We start from the raw sequence: 12,761 nt of genomic DNA, 5'->3' as shown, positions 1-12,761 counted from the left end.
TCTGACCCATCCGACGATCCCGCGCCGACGGCGCGGCCCTCTGACCCATCCGACGATCCCGCGCCGACGGCGCGGCCCTCTGACCCACCCGAGAACACCGCACCACCCGAGAACACCAACCAAGGAGATGATCGCGATGCACACCTACCCTTCCTCGCGACGCCGAGCGACGATGCTCGGAGTAGCGCTCGTCGCATCCAGCGCCCTGCTGCTGACCGGCTGCGGCCGCGGCGGCGACACCCCGTCCGCCGGCGGCGACTCGACCACGATCGACGACAAGCCCGCCGAGGGCGTCGTCGAGCTGTGGACGCAGGGCGCCGACGGCGCGAAGCTCCCCGAGATGTTCGAGGAGTTCAAGAAGGACAACCCGGACGTCGAGATCAAGATGACCGAGGTCCCCGGCGAGGAGTTCGCGTCGAAGATGACGGCGGCGATCACTGCGGGCACCGTGCCCGACCTGATCTACGCGTTCACGGAGAACCAGCCCGGTCTTCTCGCCACGGGCGGATTCGACCCCGTGCCGGACGGCCTCGTCGACAAGGGCGACTTCTTCGACGCGATCTGGAACAACTCCGTCGTCGACGGCGTCGCCTACGGGGTGCCGTGGTACGCCTACGCGAACCTGCTGATCTACCGCACCGACCTCGCCGAGGCGGCCGGCGCCGAGGAGCCGAAGGACTGGGACGGGCTCCGTGACTTCGCGGAGAAGCTCAAGGCGGGCGGCTCCGAGTTCCCGCTCGCGCTCGCCGTGAACTACGACCAGTACAGCGCGCAGCAGCTCGCGGTGATGGCGGCGCAGAACGGCGGCGCGATGATCAGCGACGACCTCTCCGAGTGGACCATCAACAGCCCGGAGAACGTCGAGGCTCTGGAGTACTGGGCCGGCCTCATCACCGACGGGCTCGCCTCTCCCGACGGCCCCGCCTTCCTCGACACCGTGCCCTGGTCGTCTCAGGGCAAGAACGCCGCGATCGTCGACGGCGGCCCCTGGTTCGCCTCGTGGTTCGACGACGCGAACGGCGCAGGCTGGGGCGACGAGCACCTCGCCTTCGTGCCCAACCCGGTGGGCCCGAGCGGCGACGCCGGATCGAGCATGGGCGGCGGCAGCTGGATGGTCCCGGCCGACAGCGGCAACAAGGACGCCGCGTGGAAGTTCGCGCGCTGGATGTCCGCTCCCGAGCAGCAGGTCAAGTGGTACGAGATCTTCAAGAACATGCCAGCGGTCAAGGCCGCGTGGGACGACCCCGCGCTGCAGGGCTCCGCGCTGCTGGACACCGTGCGGGCATCGCTCGAGACCGGCGTCAACCGTCCGGCCGTGTCCACCTGGGCGCAGGTCGGCGACATGATCGGCCAGCAGATGGAGAAGGTCGTGCGCGGAGGCGCCTCCGCTCAGGATGCTCTCGACGAGGCGCAGAAGCAGGCGGAGCAGATCGGGATGGGCAACTAGGACGATGTCCTCCACCACCACACGCATGGTCGTCACCGCGGGGGCGCAGCGCCGCCCCCGCGGCGGCGGTCGGGCACGCACCCACGAGGGGACGCGCGCTGAAGCCGTGACGGGCTGGCTGTTCCTCGTCCCGTTCCTGCTGATCTTCCTCGTCTTCACGGCGGTCCCCGCCATGCTGGCGGTCGGCGCCAGCATGACCGACATGAGCGCCAGGGACATCCGCGACCCCCTCGCGGTGAACTTCGTCGGGTTCGAGACGTTCGCGAAGGTGATCGGCAACCCGACCTTCCAGTCGTCGTTCCTGAACACGATCATGTTCGTCGTGCTGTGCGTGCCGATCAGCATGGCCATCGGCCTCGCGCTGGCGATCATGCTCAACAACGGCATCCGGCGTCTTCGCACCTTCTTCCGCGCGGCCGTCTACGTCCCGGTGATCACGAACATCGTGGCCGCCGCCGTCATCTGGCAGTACGCGTTCTCCATCACGGGTCCCGTGAACTCCACCCTGGGCGCTCTGGGACTCCCCGAGCCGAACTGGCTGGGGGACTCGGGCTGGGCGATCACGACCGTCGTCCTCATGGGCGTGTGGCGCACCGCCGGCACCGCGATGATCCTCTTCCTCGCAGGGCTCCAGGCGATCCCGGAGGAGGTGCTGGAGGCCGCGGCGACCGACGGGGCGAGCGCCGCACGACGGCTGTGGTCGATCGTGCTGCCGCTGCTGCGCCCCACCACGCTGCTGGTCACCGTCCTGATGACCGTGATGTTCCTGAACATCTTCGAGGAGCCGTACCTGCTCACCAAGGGCGGCCCGCTGGGATCGACGCGCTCCATGGCCCTCTGGGTGTACGAGCAGTTCGGGTTCGGCAACGTCTCGGCGTCAATGGCGGGCTCCGTGCTGCTGCTGCTCCTCGTCGGCCTCGTCGCCATCGTCCAGTTCAGAATGCTGAGGCCGAAACATTGAGAACCCTCGCTCCCGCCCGCCAGGCGGTGCTCTACGCGATCCTGGCCATCATCACCGTCTTCATGCTGCTGCCCTTCGTGTGGCTCTTCTTCGGGTCGTTCAAGACCCAGGCGGAGTTCCTGTCGAACCCGGGCGCGTGGTTCCCCGAGACCTTCCAGATCGAGAACTACATCCAGCTCTTCGCAGAGCGCGGCTTCGGCACCTACATGGCAAACAGCATCATCGTCTCGGTCGTCGCGGTGCTGGGCAACATCCTGTTCAGCGCGATGGCGGGCTACGCGCTCGCCAAGCTGCGCTTCCGAGGACGCGGTCTCGTCTTCCCGCTGGTCATCGTCTCGATGATCGTGCCCTACGTCGCCCTGTTCGTTCCGCAGTTCGTGATCGTGGTGCAGATGGGCCTGGTCGACACTCTCACCGGCATCATCCTGCCGGTGCTCATCGCGCCGCTCTCCGTGTTCATCATGAGGCAGTTCGCCTACTCCGTGCCCTTCGAGCTCATGGAGGCGGCGAGGATCGACGGGGCGAGCGAGCCGCGGATCTTCTTCCGCATCTTCCTCCCGCTGTCCGGACCCGCGCTCGCCACGGTCGGCATCCTGTCGTTCCTCGCCTCGTGGAACAACTTCCTGTGGCCACTCGTCGTGGCCCAGTCGCAGGGCACCTACACGGCTCCGATCGGCCTGTCCGTGGCCTCGCAGGCCTCGAACACCGTGTCCTTCGGGCTCCTGCTCGCGGCCGCGATGGTCGTGCTGCTGCCGATCCTCATCCTCTTCCTGTTCCTCCAGAAGTACTTCATCCAGGGTGTCGCCACCGCTGGACTGAAGTGACGACGCGAAAGGCTTCGCCATGGCATCGATCTCCGACCTGACCTTCTCCCTCAACGCCATCCAGTGGATCAACGTGCTGGCCGATCCGTCCGACCCGGACGGACCCAGCCTGTGGCGCTTCGCTGATCCCACCTTCGTCGAGGAGTATCCCGACGTCCTCGCGCAGATCCGCGACGCCGGGTTCGAGCTGACGATGATGGAGGTGCTCGGCACCCAGACCCTGCAGAACTACGCCCGCATGATCGAGGACGCCGGTCTGAAGGTCTCTCCCGGGTACGTGCAGGTCCCGCTGGGATCGGCGCACGGCGGTCGCCTGGAGAAGGGGACCTTCGAGCGGGCGCACTGGTTCGACGGAGTGCGGCGCAAGGCCGAGGAGTCGAACCACATGGGGCTGTCCCGGATCTTCCTCGCGGCGGAGGTCGACTACACCGGCGTGCGCTGGGAGCGCCCGGCGGTCGGGTTCGACTTCGACCAGGACCGCCTCGACGAGCAGGTCGAACTTCTGGGCGAGGCCGTCGACGTGCTGAACGCCGAGGGCGTGCGCCCCGGGCTGCACAATCACGTCGGGACATGGGTCGAGACCGAGGCGGAGACCGAGTACGTGCTGAACGCCATCGACGCCTCCCGCATGGGCGCGGCCTTCGACATCGGCCACCTGGAGTGGGCGGGCATCGACTCGCGCGCGATGCTGGAGAAGTGGGCCGGGCGCGTGCAGGACCTGCACGTCAAGGACATCGACCTGGACATCGCCCGCCGCACCCGCGAGGAGGGGCTGAGCTACACGAAGGCCACCAACCTCGGGCTGTACCGTGAGCCGGGACTCGGCGGGCTCGACCTCCACGGCATCCTCGGCGCGCTGCCCGACGGCTTCGACGGCACGGTGCTGATCGAGGTGGACCGTGCCAGCATGGACCCGGGGGAGAGTGCGATCTACACGGCGCGCTGGCTCGCCGACGCGAGGAAGTCCTGAGGAGACGAGCATGGCTGAGCACCCGGTCACCCTGTTCACCGGACAGTGGGCGGACCTCCCGTTCGAGGAGGTGGCGCGACTGGCCGCGTCCTGGGGCTACGACGGTCTCGAGATCGCGGCATCCGGCGATCATCTCGACCTGAAGCGCGCAGACGAGGACGACGCCTACCTCGCGTCCCGCAGGGAGATCCTGGACCGGCACGGGCTGCGGGTCTTCGCGATCTCCAACCATCTCGCCGGCCAGGCGGTGTGCGATGCTCCCATCGACTTCCGGCATCGGGCGATCCTGCGCGACTACGTGTGGGGCGATGGGGATGCCGAGGGAGTGCGTCGGCGCGCGGCGGAGGACATGACGCGCGCGGCCCGCGTGGCGCGCAAGCTCGACGTCGACACCGTCGTCGGGTTCACCGGGTCGTCGATCTGGCCGTACGTGGCGATGTTCCCGCCGGTGCCCGCCTCGGTCATCGACGCCGGATTCGAGGACTTCGCGGCGCGCTGGAATCCCATCCTCGATGTCTTCGACGGCGAGGGCGTGCGATTCGCCCACGAGGTGCACCCCTCGGAGATCGCCTACGACTACTGGTCGAGCGTCCGCGCGCTGGAGGCGATCGACCATCGGGAGGCCTTCGGCTTCAACTGGGACCCCTCGCACATGATGTGGCAGAACGTCGACCCTGTCGGCTTCATCGTCGACTTCGCCGACCGGATCTACCACGTGGACTGCAAGGACACGAGGATGCGGCCGCGCAACGGCCGTGCGGGGGTGCTCGGGTCGCACCTGCCCTGGGGCGACCCGCGGCGCGGCTGGGACTTCGTCTCGACGGGGCACGGCGACGTGCCGTGGGAGGACGCCTTCCGCGCCCTGGATGCCATCGGCTACGCGGGTCCCATCTCGATCGAGTGGGAGGACGCAGGCATGGATCGGCTGCACGGCGCCGCCGAGGCCGTGGGCTTCGTGCGCTCACTGCTCTGGCCGCAGCCCGCCTCCTCCTTCGACGCCGCGTTCAGCTCGCAGCGCTCGGAGTGACGGACGGGCCGGTTCGCAGCATCAGTTCGAGCGCGGCGAGGGCGTCGTGCTGCGGGGCGCTGTCGTCGAGCAGCCACTGCGTCTGCAGGCCGTCGGATGCCGCGATGACGAGAGCGGCGACCGCGTCCGGCGGCACGTCGTCGCGGATGAGACCCGACTCCTGCTGCAGCCGTACGCGCTCGGAGAGCTCGTCGCGCAGTCGGGCGAAACGGGTGGTCGCGAACTCCCGCGCCGCGGGGTGCCCCTCTTCCAGGGCGGTGGCGATGAGCGAGGAGTACAACTGCACGAGCCCCGGCACCTCGCGGTTGGTGCGGGCCGACTCGATCATGAGCTCGACCGGCGTCATGTCGTCGGGGATGGGCTGGCGCTCGTCGTCCTCATCGCCGCTGGCGAGGTAGACCGCGACGAGGAGCTCCTCCAGAGAGCCGAAGTAGTGGGTGAGGGCGGCGTGCGTGACGCCGACCTCCTTGGCGATCGCCCGCAGGCTCGTGCGGTCGGCGCCTCTCGCCGCGAACACCTCGATCGCCCTGTCCAGGATCTCCTGGCGTCGCGCGACGCCCTTGGCGTAGGCCCCCCGCTGGCGTGGTCGCTCGTTCTGTCCGGACATGACGCGAGTCTATCGAATTAAAACTTCCGCTTGGAGGTTTTCGGTGATAGCCTCCTGTGCACAGGGCGGCACCGGCCCGCGCGTCACCGAAGACCACGAAGGAGCACCACCGATGACGGTTCAGACATCCATCCAGCTGTTCACGCTCAAGAACGAGCTCGACGCCGATCTCGACGGCACGCTCGCCGCCGTCGCCGCCCGCGGATTCGTCGCCGTCGAGCCCTACGACTTCGTGCACCGCGCCGAGCCGCTCGCCGCGGCCCTCGCCGCCGCCGGCCTGGTCGCACCCAGCGGGCACGCCTTCCTCGCCTCGGAGTCCTTCGTCAACCCCGACGGCAGCGGCACCAGCATCCCCGTGCCGACCCCCGCCGAGGTGTTCGCTGCGGCGAAGACGCTCGGCATGGGCACCGTCATCGACCCCTACACCGAGCCCGCCCGCTGGGAATCGGTCGAGCAGATCGCGGAGACCGCGCGCCTGCTCAACGCGGCCGCAGAGATCGGCGCCGCATCCGGCATCCGCGTGGGATACCACAACCACGCCCACGAGCTGGAGGCGGTCTTCGACGGCGTCACCGGTCTCGAAGTCCTCGCCGGGCTCCTCGACGAGCGCGTCGTGCTCGAGGTCGACCTGTACTGGGTCGCCCGAGGCGGCGTCGATCCCGTCGCCCTGCTGCAGCGCCTCGGCAGCCGTGTCGTCGCCGTGCACGCCAAGGACGGCACGCTCGATCCGGAGCTCGTGAACGCCTACCCGCCCGCCGACCAGGTCCCCGCAGGAGACGGCGCCGTGCCGCTCGTCGCGGCGATCGCGGCCGCGCCGGCGCTCGAGCTCGCGATCGTCGAGTTCGACCACTACGAGGGCGACCTGTTCGACGCCGTCGAGCGCAGCCGTGTCTACCTCGACGAGAACGTGGCCGGCTGATGGCGACCGACAGCACGACGGTGGGCGTCGGCGTCATCGGCGCCGGCAACATCAGCGACCAGTACCTCAGCAACCTCACGAGCTTCCCCGACCTGACGGTGCTCGCGATCGCCGACGTCATCGAGGAGCGCGCGCAGGCGCAGGCACAGGCCTACGGCATCCCCCGGCACGGAGGCATCGACACGGTGCTCGACGACCCCGATATCGCGATCGTCGTGAACATCACGCCCCCCGCGGTGCACGTCGAGGTCTCGGAGGCGATCATCGCCGCCGGCAAGCACGTGTGGACCGAGAAGCCGCTCGGCGTGAGCCGCGAGGAGGCGCGCGGACTGCTGGAGAAGGCGGATGCCGCCGGCCTCCGCGTCGGCGCGGCGCCCGACACCGTGCTCGGCCCGGGGGTGCAGACCGCCAAGCGTCTGATCGCCCGCGGCGACATCGGCCGTCCGCTCTTCGCGCAGACCACCTTCCAGTGGCAGGGCCCGGAGATCTTCCACCCCGACCCCGCCTTCCTGTACGCCAAGGGCGGCGGTCCGCTGCTGGACATGGGGCCGTACTACGTCTCCACCCTCGTGCACGTGTTCGGCCCGGTCGCGTCCGTCGCCGCACTCGGGCTGAAAGGCGCCGAGACGCGGCGCGTGCAGCAGGGGCCTCTGGCCGGACAGGAGTTCCCCGTCGAGGTGCCCTCGACGCTGAGCGTGCTGATGGACTTCGAGCGCGGCGGTCAGGCGCAGAGCCTGTACAGCACCGACTCCCCGATGCTCCGTCAGGGCATCGTCGAGATCACCGGCACGGAGGGGACGCTCGTGATCCCCGATCCGAACACCTTCGGCGGCGCGATCTCGATCACCCGACCGCTCACGCGGATGTTCATCCCGCCGGAGCCCATCGAGCAGGAGATCGTCGACGTCGAGCAGGACGGCGTGCTCTCCGGGCGCGGCCTCGGACTGCTCGACATGGTGCGCTCGGTGCGCGACGGCCGTCCGCACGTGGCGACCGGCGAGTTCGGCTACCACGTGCTCGACACGCTGCTGTCGATCGAGGAGGCCGCGGCGTCGCGCTCCTTCGTCGCCGTGGAGAGCACTCTCGACGAGGTCGGGGCGCTGGACGCGTCGTTCGATCCGTACGCCAGGACGTTCTGAGGCGGGCGCCTGGTCAGACCGCGGGTTCGCGGAGCCTGACCAGGCGCTCGTGGCCGGTCTCCTCGAGCTCGGCGATGTCATCGCGCGACTTGAGGAAGTCGGAGAACGAGCGATAGCCCAGGGCCTTCTCGCTGAAGGACGGGTCCATGCGCCGCATGTGGGTCTTCACCGCCGAGCTGTGCAGCCACTCGTCGGCATCCGCCTTGTCGTGGCCCAGACGCAGCGCGCGCTGCAGCAGCGCGGTCGCCTCGCCCTGCTCGTCGAGCTTCGCGGGAGCGGGCGCATCCGCCGTTGATGCGGCCTTCGTGCGGGAGGCCTTGGCCTTGGGCGCCGCCTTGGCCTTGGCGGCGGGCTCCACCTGCTCGACGGTCTCGGGCGCGGGGGCAGGAGCGGCGATCCGCGTCGGCCTGACCACGCCAGGCAGCGAGTCGTACGACTCGAACTCGTCGCACGCGGCCGCGAGGGACTTCGCGGTCGAGCCGGCGACGCCGACGCCGATCACGTAGCGCCCCAGCCGCTTGCAGCGCTGGGCGAGGGGCACGTAGTCGCTGTCGCCGGCGACGATCACGGCGTGGGTGAGGTCGGGGAGGCGGAACATGTCCTCGACGGCATCCACGGCGAGGCGGATGTCGGCGCCGTTCTTCGCGTACGCCGCGGCGGGGAAGAGCTGCACCAGGTCGACGGCGCGGGCCACGAGCTGCGTGCGGTACTCGGCGTTCACCGGCGACGACCAGTCGGCGTAAGCGCGCGTGAGGACGAGGGTGCCGAACGACGCGGCGTAGTCGATGATGGCGCCGACGTCGATCATCGCGGCGCGCAGGCGCTCGGTCACCTCGGGGTCGTCGGGGCGCTCGGTGATGCGCTGGCGGTCCTTGCCGTAGGCGTTGCGCCCGTGCACCCGGTCGTACCAGGAGATGACGATGTTGTCGAAGTCGAGGTAGACCGCGACGCGGGCCTCCGATGCCTCAGCCATTGTGCGACTCCTCTGTGGGGTAGGTCACGCCGATCTGAGCGCGGATCTCGTCGAGCGTGCCCATGATCGCCACGGTCTGGGCGATCGGCAGGATGTCTCCTTCGAGGAGCCCGTCGCGCACGAGGCGCTCGGCGGCGTGGGCCTCGTGCTCCATGCCGCGAGGCGCATCCGGAGCCGGCGGGCCCCCGATCTCCTCGAGGACGGTGCCGTCGGGGGCGATGAGGCGGAGGGTGGATGCCGACGACCACGCCGGCTGGATCTCGATGCGCGCCCTGGTGCCGAGAATCGACGCCGTGTTCGACCCAGCCGCTCTCGACGAGGAGAAGCTCGTGGAGACGGCGCCGCCCTCGTGGACCATGACCGTGGCGACCTCGGCGTCGGCGCCGGTCTCGACGAGACGGCCCGCGGCCTGGATGCTGGTCGGGGCGCCCAGCACGTCCCAGATGAACGAGATCGGGTAGATGCTGAGGTCGAGCAGAGCGCCGCCGCCGAGTTCCAGCGCGTTGAGGCGGTGCGCGGGGTCGGAGGGGAGGTACTGGGTGTGCGAGGCCGACACCGTGCGGATCTCGCCCAGGGCGCCAGAGGCGATGAGCTCCCGCATCCGCACCATCTGCGGGAGGTAGCGCGTCCACATGGCCTCCATCACGAGCAGGCCGCGCTCGGCGCCGAGGCGCTGCAGGGACTCGGCCTCCGCCCGGTTGACCGTGAACGCCTTCTCGACGAGGACGTGCTTGCCGGCCTCGAGCGCGAGTCGCGCGTTGTCGTGGTGCATCGGGTGCGGCGTCGAGACGTACACGATGTCGACGTCGGGGTCGGCGACGAGCGCCTCGTAGGTGGGATGGGTGTGCTCGGGGGCGATGCCGTGCGCGGCGGCGAAGGCGTCGGCGGACTCCTGGGAGCGTGAGCCGACAGCCACCAGATCGAGCCCTGCGCTGCGCAGATCGGATGCGAACGCGCCGGCGATGCCGCCGGTCGCGAGGATTCCCCAACGAAGACCAGTCATGGTCTCAGCGTAGAGGGTGAGGGGCGCGGTCAGGCCTTCGCGAGCGCCTGATCCAGGTCGGCGATGAGGTCGCGAGGATCCTCGAGGCCGGCGGACAGTCGGATGGTGGTGAGCGAGATGCCGGCCGCCTCGCGCTGCTCGGCGTTCAGGTGCGAGTGCGTCATCGACGCGGGGTGCGCCACCAGGCTGCGCGCATCGCCGATGTTCGCGACGAGACGGACCACCCGCAGGGCGTCGATCACCCGGCCGACGCGCTCCTGGGCGCCCTCGTCCGCAGGGCCGGCCAGGTCGAAGGAGAACACCGACGGCACGCCGTCCGGCAGGTAGCGCTGCGCGAGCCCGTGCCAGGGATTGCCCTCGAGACCGGGGTGGTTGACCCTGGACACCGAGGGGTGCTCGGCGAGGAAGCGGGCGACGGCGAGGGCGGTGGCGCTCTGCCGCGACACGCGCAGGTCGAGGGTCTCGATGCCCTGCAGGATCTGCCAGGCGTTGAACGGCGAGAGGGACGGGCCGAGGTCGTGCACGTACTTCGACTTCACCAGCGCCGCGAACGCCTGCCCGATGCCGAACCGCTCCCACAGCACGAGCTCGCCGAAGCGCTTGTACGGGGCGGTGAACTGCGGCCAGCGGTCGGGCTCCGCTCCGAAGTCGAACGTGCCCTGGTCGACGACGACCCCGCCGAGGGAGGTGCCGTGCCCGGAGAGGAACTTGGTGGCCGAGTGCACGACGAAGTCGGCGCCGTGCTCGCCGGGGCGCACCAGGTACGGCGTCCCCACGGTGTTGTCGATCACGAGCGGCACCCCGGCCTCGTGCGCGATGTCGGCGACGAGTCTGATGTCGAGCACCTGAGCGACCGGGTTCGCGACGGACTCGGCGAACAGGGTGCGGGTCTCCGGACGGATCGCGGCCCGCCAGGCGTCGGGGTCGTCCTGATCGACGAAGGTCACCCCGATGCCGAAATCCTCGAACGTGTCCTGGAACAGGTCGACGGTGCCGCCGTAGAGCTGGTTCGCGGCGACGATGTGGCCGCGCACGCCGACGAGCGCGAGCAGGGTCACCGCGACGGCGGCCTGACCGGAGGCGACGGCGACCGCGGACGCGCCGCCCTCGAGCGCCGCGACGCGCTCCTCCAGAACCTGCTGGGTCGGGCTGGCGTTGCGGCTGTAGAGGTTGCCCGTGGTGCGCAGCGCGAACAGGTCCGCAGCATCCGCGAGCGAGGAGAACTGGTACGCGGCCGTCTGGTAGATCGGCGGCACGGCGCTGTTCTGGGGTGTCCCTGGGACGTAGCCGGCCTGGATCTGCCGGGTCGCGAACTCGCTCATCAGACCATTGTGATGAGCGAACGGTCCGTGCTTCGGCGTGTGTCGAACTGTTGCACCGCGTGAACCCCCGAATCGCCGCCGTGGCGCGGTGGAGCGACCGCTCGTACCGTGGCCGCCATGACCGAACCGCTCATCATCGGCGCCATGGTGCGCACTCTCGGCGCGTACCCCTCCGGGTGGCGTCACCCCGGCGCCCACCGCGACCCGTCCGCCGACCACGCCGTCCTGCGGCGCATCGCGGAGGAGGGGGAGGATGCCGGTCTCGACTACCTCTTCTTCGGCGACTGGCTGGCCACGGGGCCCGACCTCGAGTTCCGCGACCCCTACCTGCTCGCGCGGATCGACCCGGTGAGCGCCGTGCTGTTCCTCGCCGGGCTCACCTCCCGCATCGGGCTCATCGCGACGGTGAACACCACCTACGCCGATCCCTACACGACGGCGCGCTCGCTCGCCTCGCTCGACGTGCTCTCCGGGGGCCGCGCCGGCGTCAACCTCGTCACCGGCGCCGAGCCGCGGGCTGCGGGCAACCACGGCCGCGACGCGCACGCCGACAACGAGGGCCGCTACGACAGGGCGGAGGAGTTCGTCACCGCTCTCCGCCGACTGTGGGACTCGTGGAGCGAGGACGCCTGGGTCGCAGATGCCCAGCGCGGCGTGCTCATCGATCCGGAGGGTCTGCGCCCCGCCGACGTCCGCGGCGACCACGTGCGGGTGGACGGTCCTCTCAACGTCGCCCGACCTCCGCAGGGACAGATCCCGATCGTGCACGCCGGCACCTCGCCCCGGTCGCGCCACCTCGCCGCGACCGAGGCCGATCTCGCGCTCATCGCGGCGCCGACCCTCGCGGACGCGATCGCGACGCGCGGCACCCTGCGCGACATCGCCGCAGAGGCCGGACGGTCTCCCGACGACGTGAAGGTCATCGCCCCCGTGCTCCCGGTGGTCGCGGAGTCGGACGCCGAGGCCCACCGCATCGTCGAGAGGCTGCTCTCCCTCGTGCCGCTGGCGGAGGGGCATCAGCGGGATCGGACGGCCTTCCCTCCGAACCGCACGGTCGAGGCGGTCGCCGATGCGCTCGGGGTCGCCGCCGACGACCCGCTCAGGGCGGCGTCCTTCGATGCGCCGGTGACCGCCCAGGAGGCCGCGCGGCTCGGATCGGCGGGAGAGGCGCTGATCGCCCGCGTCGCGCGCATCGCCGGGCTCGGCGTCGGCGGCGATCATCCGGTGACCTGGCGTCATCTCGTGGCCGCGCACGCGGTGCCGGCGGCCTTCGTGGTCGGCGACGCCCCGGCGATAGCCGACCACTTCGAGACCTGGCGCGACGAGGGGGCGGCCGACGGATTCAACGTGCTCTCCGCCTTCCAACCCGCGCAGTTCGAGGCGTTCACCCGGCTCGCCGCCCCCGAGCTGCGCCGCAGAGGGCTGCTCGGACGCGACGGCGGCACCCTCCGCGACCGCCTGCGCATTACGTCGCATGTCGATGCGTGACAGCGGGTGACCGCTCGTGAACGGTCGTGTCCGCCGCATCGTCGCCCGGCATCCCTCGTCCCTAACGTGAGTCGCACCCTA

At 70.2% G+C, this 12,761-nt stretch carries 12 protein-coding genes; 8 read left to right on the top strand and 4 right to left on the bottom strand.

Features of this window, described 5'->3' with window-relative positions; translation table 11 throughout:
- Positions 1-136 precede the first annotated feature (136 nt).
- Genes ACFVRO_RS18445 through ACFVRO_RS18425 form a run of 5 tightly spaced genes read left to right on the top strand, consistent with a single transcriptional unit; the run spans position 137 to position 5,229 of the window.
- A complete protein-coding gene (locus tag ACFVRO_RS18445) occupies positions 137-1,447 on the top strand; it encodes an extracellular solute-binding protein (RefSeq protein WP_386955097.1) in 1,311 nt (436 codons plus the stop codon).
- 4 nt (positions 1,448-1,451) lie between these two features.
- Positions 1,452-2,408 carry a carbohydrate ABC transporter permease gene (locus ACFVRO_RS18440; protein ID WP_386955094.1) on the top strand — a complete coding sequence of 319 codons (957 nt, stop codon included), beginning with the start codon at positions 1,452-1,454 and terminating at the stop codon, positions 2,406-2,408.
- On the top strand, positions 2,405-3,232 hold the full coding sequence (locus ACFVRO_RS18435; RefSeq protein ID WP_386955091.1) for a carbohydrate ABC transporter permease: 828 nt from the start codon (positions 2,405-2,407) through the stop codon (positions 3,230-3,232). Before ACFVRO_RS18440 ends, ACFVRO_RS18435 begins: the two co-directional genes overlap by 4 nt.
- 19 nt (positions 3,233-3,251) lie before the next feature.
- Complete coding sequence (locus ACFVRO_RS18430) at positions 3,252-4,202, top strand: sugar phosphate isomerase/epimerase family protein (RefSeq protein ID WP_386955088.1); 951 nt, start codon at positions 3,252-3,254, stop codon at positions 4,200-4,202.
- A 10-nt stretch (positions 4,203-4,212) separates the two neighbouring features.
- Positions 4,213-5,229 (top strand): sugar phosphate isomerase/epimerase family protein, encoded by a 1,017-nt coding sequence (locus tag ACFVRO_RS18425; protein ID WP_386955087.1) that lies wholly within the window; start codon positions 4,213-4,215, stop codon positions 5,227-5,229.
- Here ACFVRO_RS18425 and ACFVRO_RS18420 read toward each other — a convergent pair.
- Positions 5,207-5,836, bottom strand: a complete 630-nt coding sequence (locus ACFVRO_RS18420; protein WP_386955085.1) for a TetR/AcrR family transcriptional regulator — start codon at positions 5,834-5,836, stop codon at positions 5,207-5,209. The genes ACFVRO_RS18425 and ACFVRO_RS18420 overlap by 23 nt on opposite strands.
- A 112-nt stretch (positions 5,837-5,948) precedes the next feature.
- On the opposite strand from ACFVRO_RS18420, the gene ACFVRO_RS18415 reads away from it, so the two are divergent.
- Positions 5,949-6,755: a sugar phosphate isomerase/epimerase family protein gene (locus tag ACFVRO_RS18415; RefSeq protein ID WP_386955082.1), complete on the top strand. Its 807-nt coding sequence runs from the start codon at positions 5,949-5,951 to the stop codon at positions 6,753-6,755.
- Positions 6,755-7,894: a Gfo/Idh/MocA family protein gene (locus ACFVRO_RS18410; RefSeq protein ID WP_386955080.1), complete on the top strand. Its 1,140-nt coding sequence runs from the start codon at positions 6,755-6,757 to the stop codon at positions 7,892-7,894. The genes ACFVRO_RS18415 and ACFVRO_RS18410 overlap by 1 nt, the downstream gene beginning before the upstream one ends.
- A gap of 13 nt (positions 7,895-7,907) precedes the next feature.
- On the opposite strand, the gene ACFVRO_RS18405 is transcribed toward ACFVRO_RS18410, so the two are convergent.
- Genes ACFVRO_RS18405 through ACFVRO_RS18395 form a run of 3 tightly spaced genes read right to left on the bottom strand, consistent with a single transcriptional unit; the run spans position 7,908 to position 11,192 of the window.
- Complete coding sequence (locus ACFVRO_RS18405) at positions 7,908-8,867, bottom strand: NYN domain-containing protein (RefSeq protein ID WP_386955077.1); 960 nt, start codon at positions 8,865-8,867, stop codon at positions 7,908-7,910.
- A complete protein-coding gene (locus ACFVRO_RS18400; RefSeq protein ID WP_386955074.1) occupies positions 8,860-9,870 on the bottom strand; it encodes a Gfo/Idh/MocA family protein in 1,011 nt (336 codons plus the stop codon). The genes ACFVRO_RS18405 and ACFVRO_RS18400 overlap by 8 nt, the downstream gene beginning before the upstream one ends.
- A 29-nt stretch (positions 9,871-9,899) precedes the next feature.
- Positions 9,900-11,192 (bottom strand): O-acetylhomoserine aminocarboxypropyltransferase/cysteine synthase family protein, encoded by a 1,293-nt coding sequence (locus ACFVRO_RS18395; RefSeq protein ID WP_386955071.1) that lies wholly within the window; start codon positions 11,190-11,192, stop codon positions 9,900-9,902.
- Between the two features lie 117 nt (positions 11,193-11,309).
- Between ACFVRO_RS18395 and ACFVRO_RS18390 the strand changes: the two genes are divergently transcribed.
- A complete protein-coding gene (locus ACFVRO_RS18390) occupies positions 11,310-12,680 on the top strand; it encodes an NtaA/DmoA family FMN-dependent monooxygenase (protein WP_386955068.1) in 1,371 nt (456 codons plus the stop codon).
- Positions 12,681-12,761 lie beyond the last annotated feature (81 nt).

The organism is Microbacterium sp. NPDC057944 (assembly GCF_042887445.1).
GTDB lineage: Bacteria > Actinomycetota > Actinomycetes > Actinomycetales > Microbacteriaceae > Microbacterium > Microbacterium natoriense.
This window is presented reverse-complemented; position numbering and strand designations above follow the sequence as displayed.

What these genes read in the sequence shown, in the direction of transcription:
- ACFVRO_RS18445 (WP_386955097.1), top strand. Translation starts at nt 137, where the DNA reads ATGCACACCTACCCTTCCTCGCGACGCCGAGCGACGATGCTCGGAGTA.
- ACFVRO_RS18440 (WP_386955094.1), top strand. Translation starts at nt 1,452, where the DNA reads ATGTCCTCCACCACCACACGCATGGTCGTCACCGCGGGGGCGCAGCGC.
- ACFVRO_RS18430 (WP_386955088.1), top strand. Translation starts at nt 3,252, where the DNA reads ATGGCATCGATCTCCGACCTGACCTTCTCCCTCAACGCCATCCAGTGG.
- ACFVRO_RS18425 (WP_386955087.1), top strand. Translation starts at nt 4,213, where the DNA reads ATGGCTGAGCACCCGGTCACCCTGTTCACCGGACAGTGGGCGGACCTC.
- ACFVRO_RS18420 (WP_386955085.1), bottom strand. Translation starts at nt 5,836, where the DNA reads ATGTCCGGACAGAACGAGCGACCACGCCAGCGGGGGGCCTACGCCAAG.
- ACFVRO_RS18415 (WP_386955082.1), top strand. Translation starts at nt 5,949, where the DNA reads ATGACGGTTCAGACATCCATCCAGCTGTTCACGCTCAAGAACGAGCTC.
- ACFVRO_RS18410 (WP_386955080.1), top strand. Translation starts at nt 6,755, where the DNA reads ATGGCGACCGACAGCACGACGGTGGGCGTCGGCGTCATCGGCGCCGGC.
- ACFVRO_RS18405 (WP_386955077.1), bottom strand. Translation starts at nt 8,867, where the DNA reads ATGGCTGAGGCATCGGAGGCCCGCGTCGCGGTCTACCTCGACTTCGAC.
- ACFVRO_RS18400 (WP_386955074.1), bottom strand. Translation starts at nt 9,870, where the DNA reads ATGACTGGTCTTCGTTGGGGAATCCTCGCGACCGGCGGCATCGCCGGC.
- ACFVRO_RS18395 (WP_386955071.1), bottom strand. Translation starts at nt 11,192, where the DNA reads ATGAGCGAGTTCGCGACCCGGCAGATCCAGGCCGGCTACGTCCCAGGG.
- ACFVRO_RS18390 (WP_386955068.1), top strand. Translation starts at nt 11,310, where the DNA reads ATGACCGAACCGCTCATCATCGGCGCCATGGTGCGCACTCTCGGCGCG.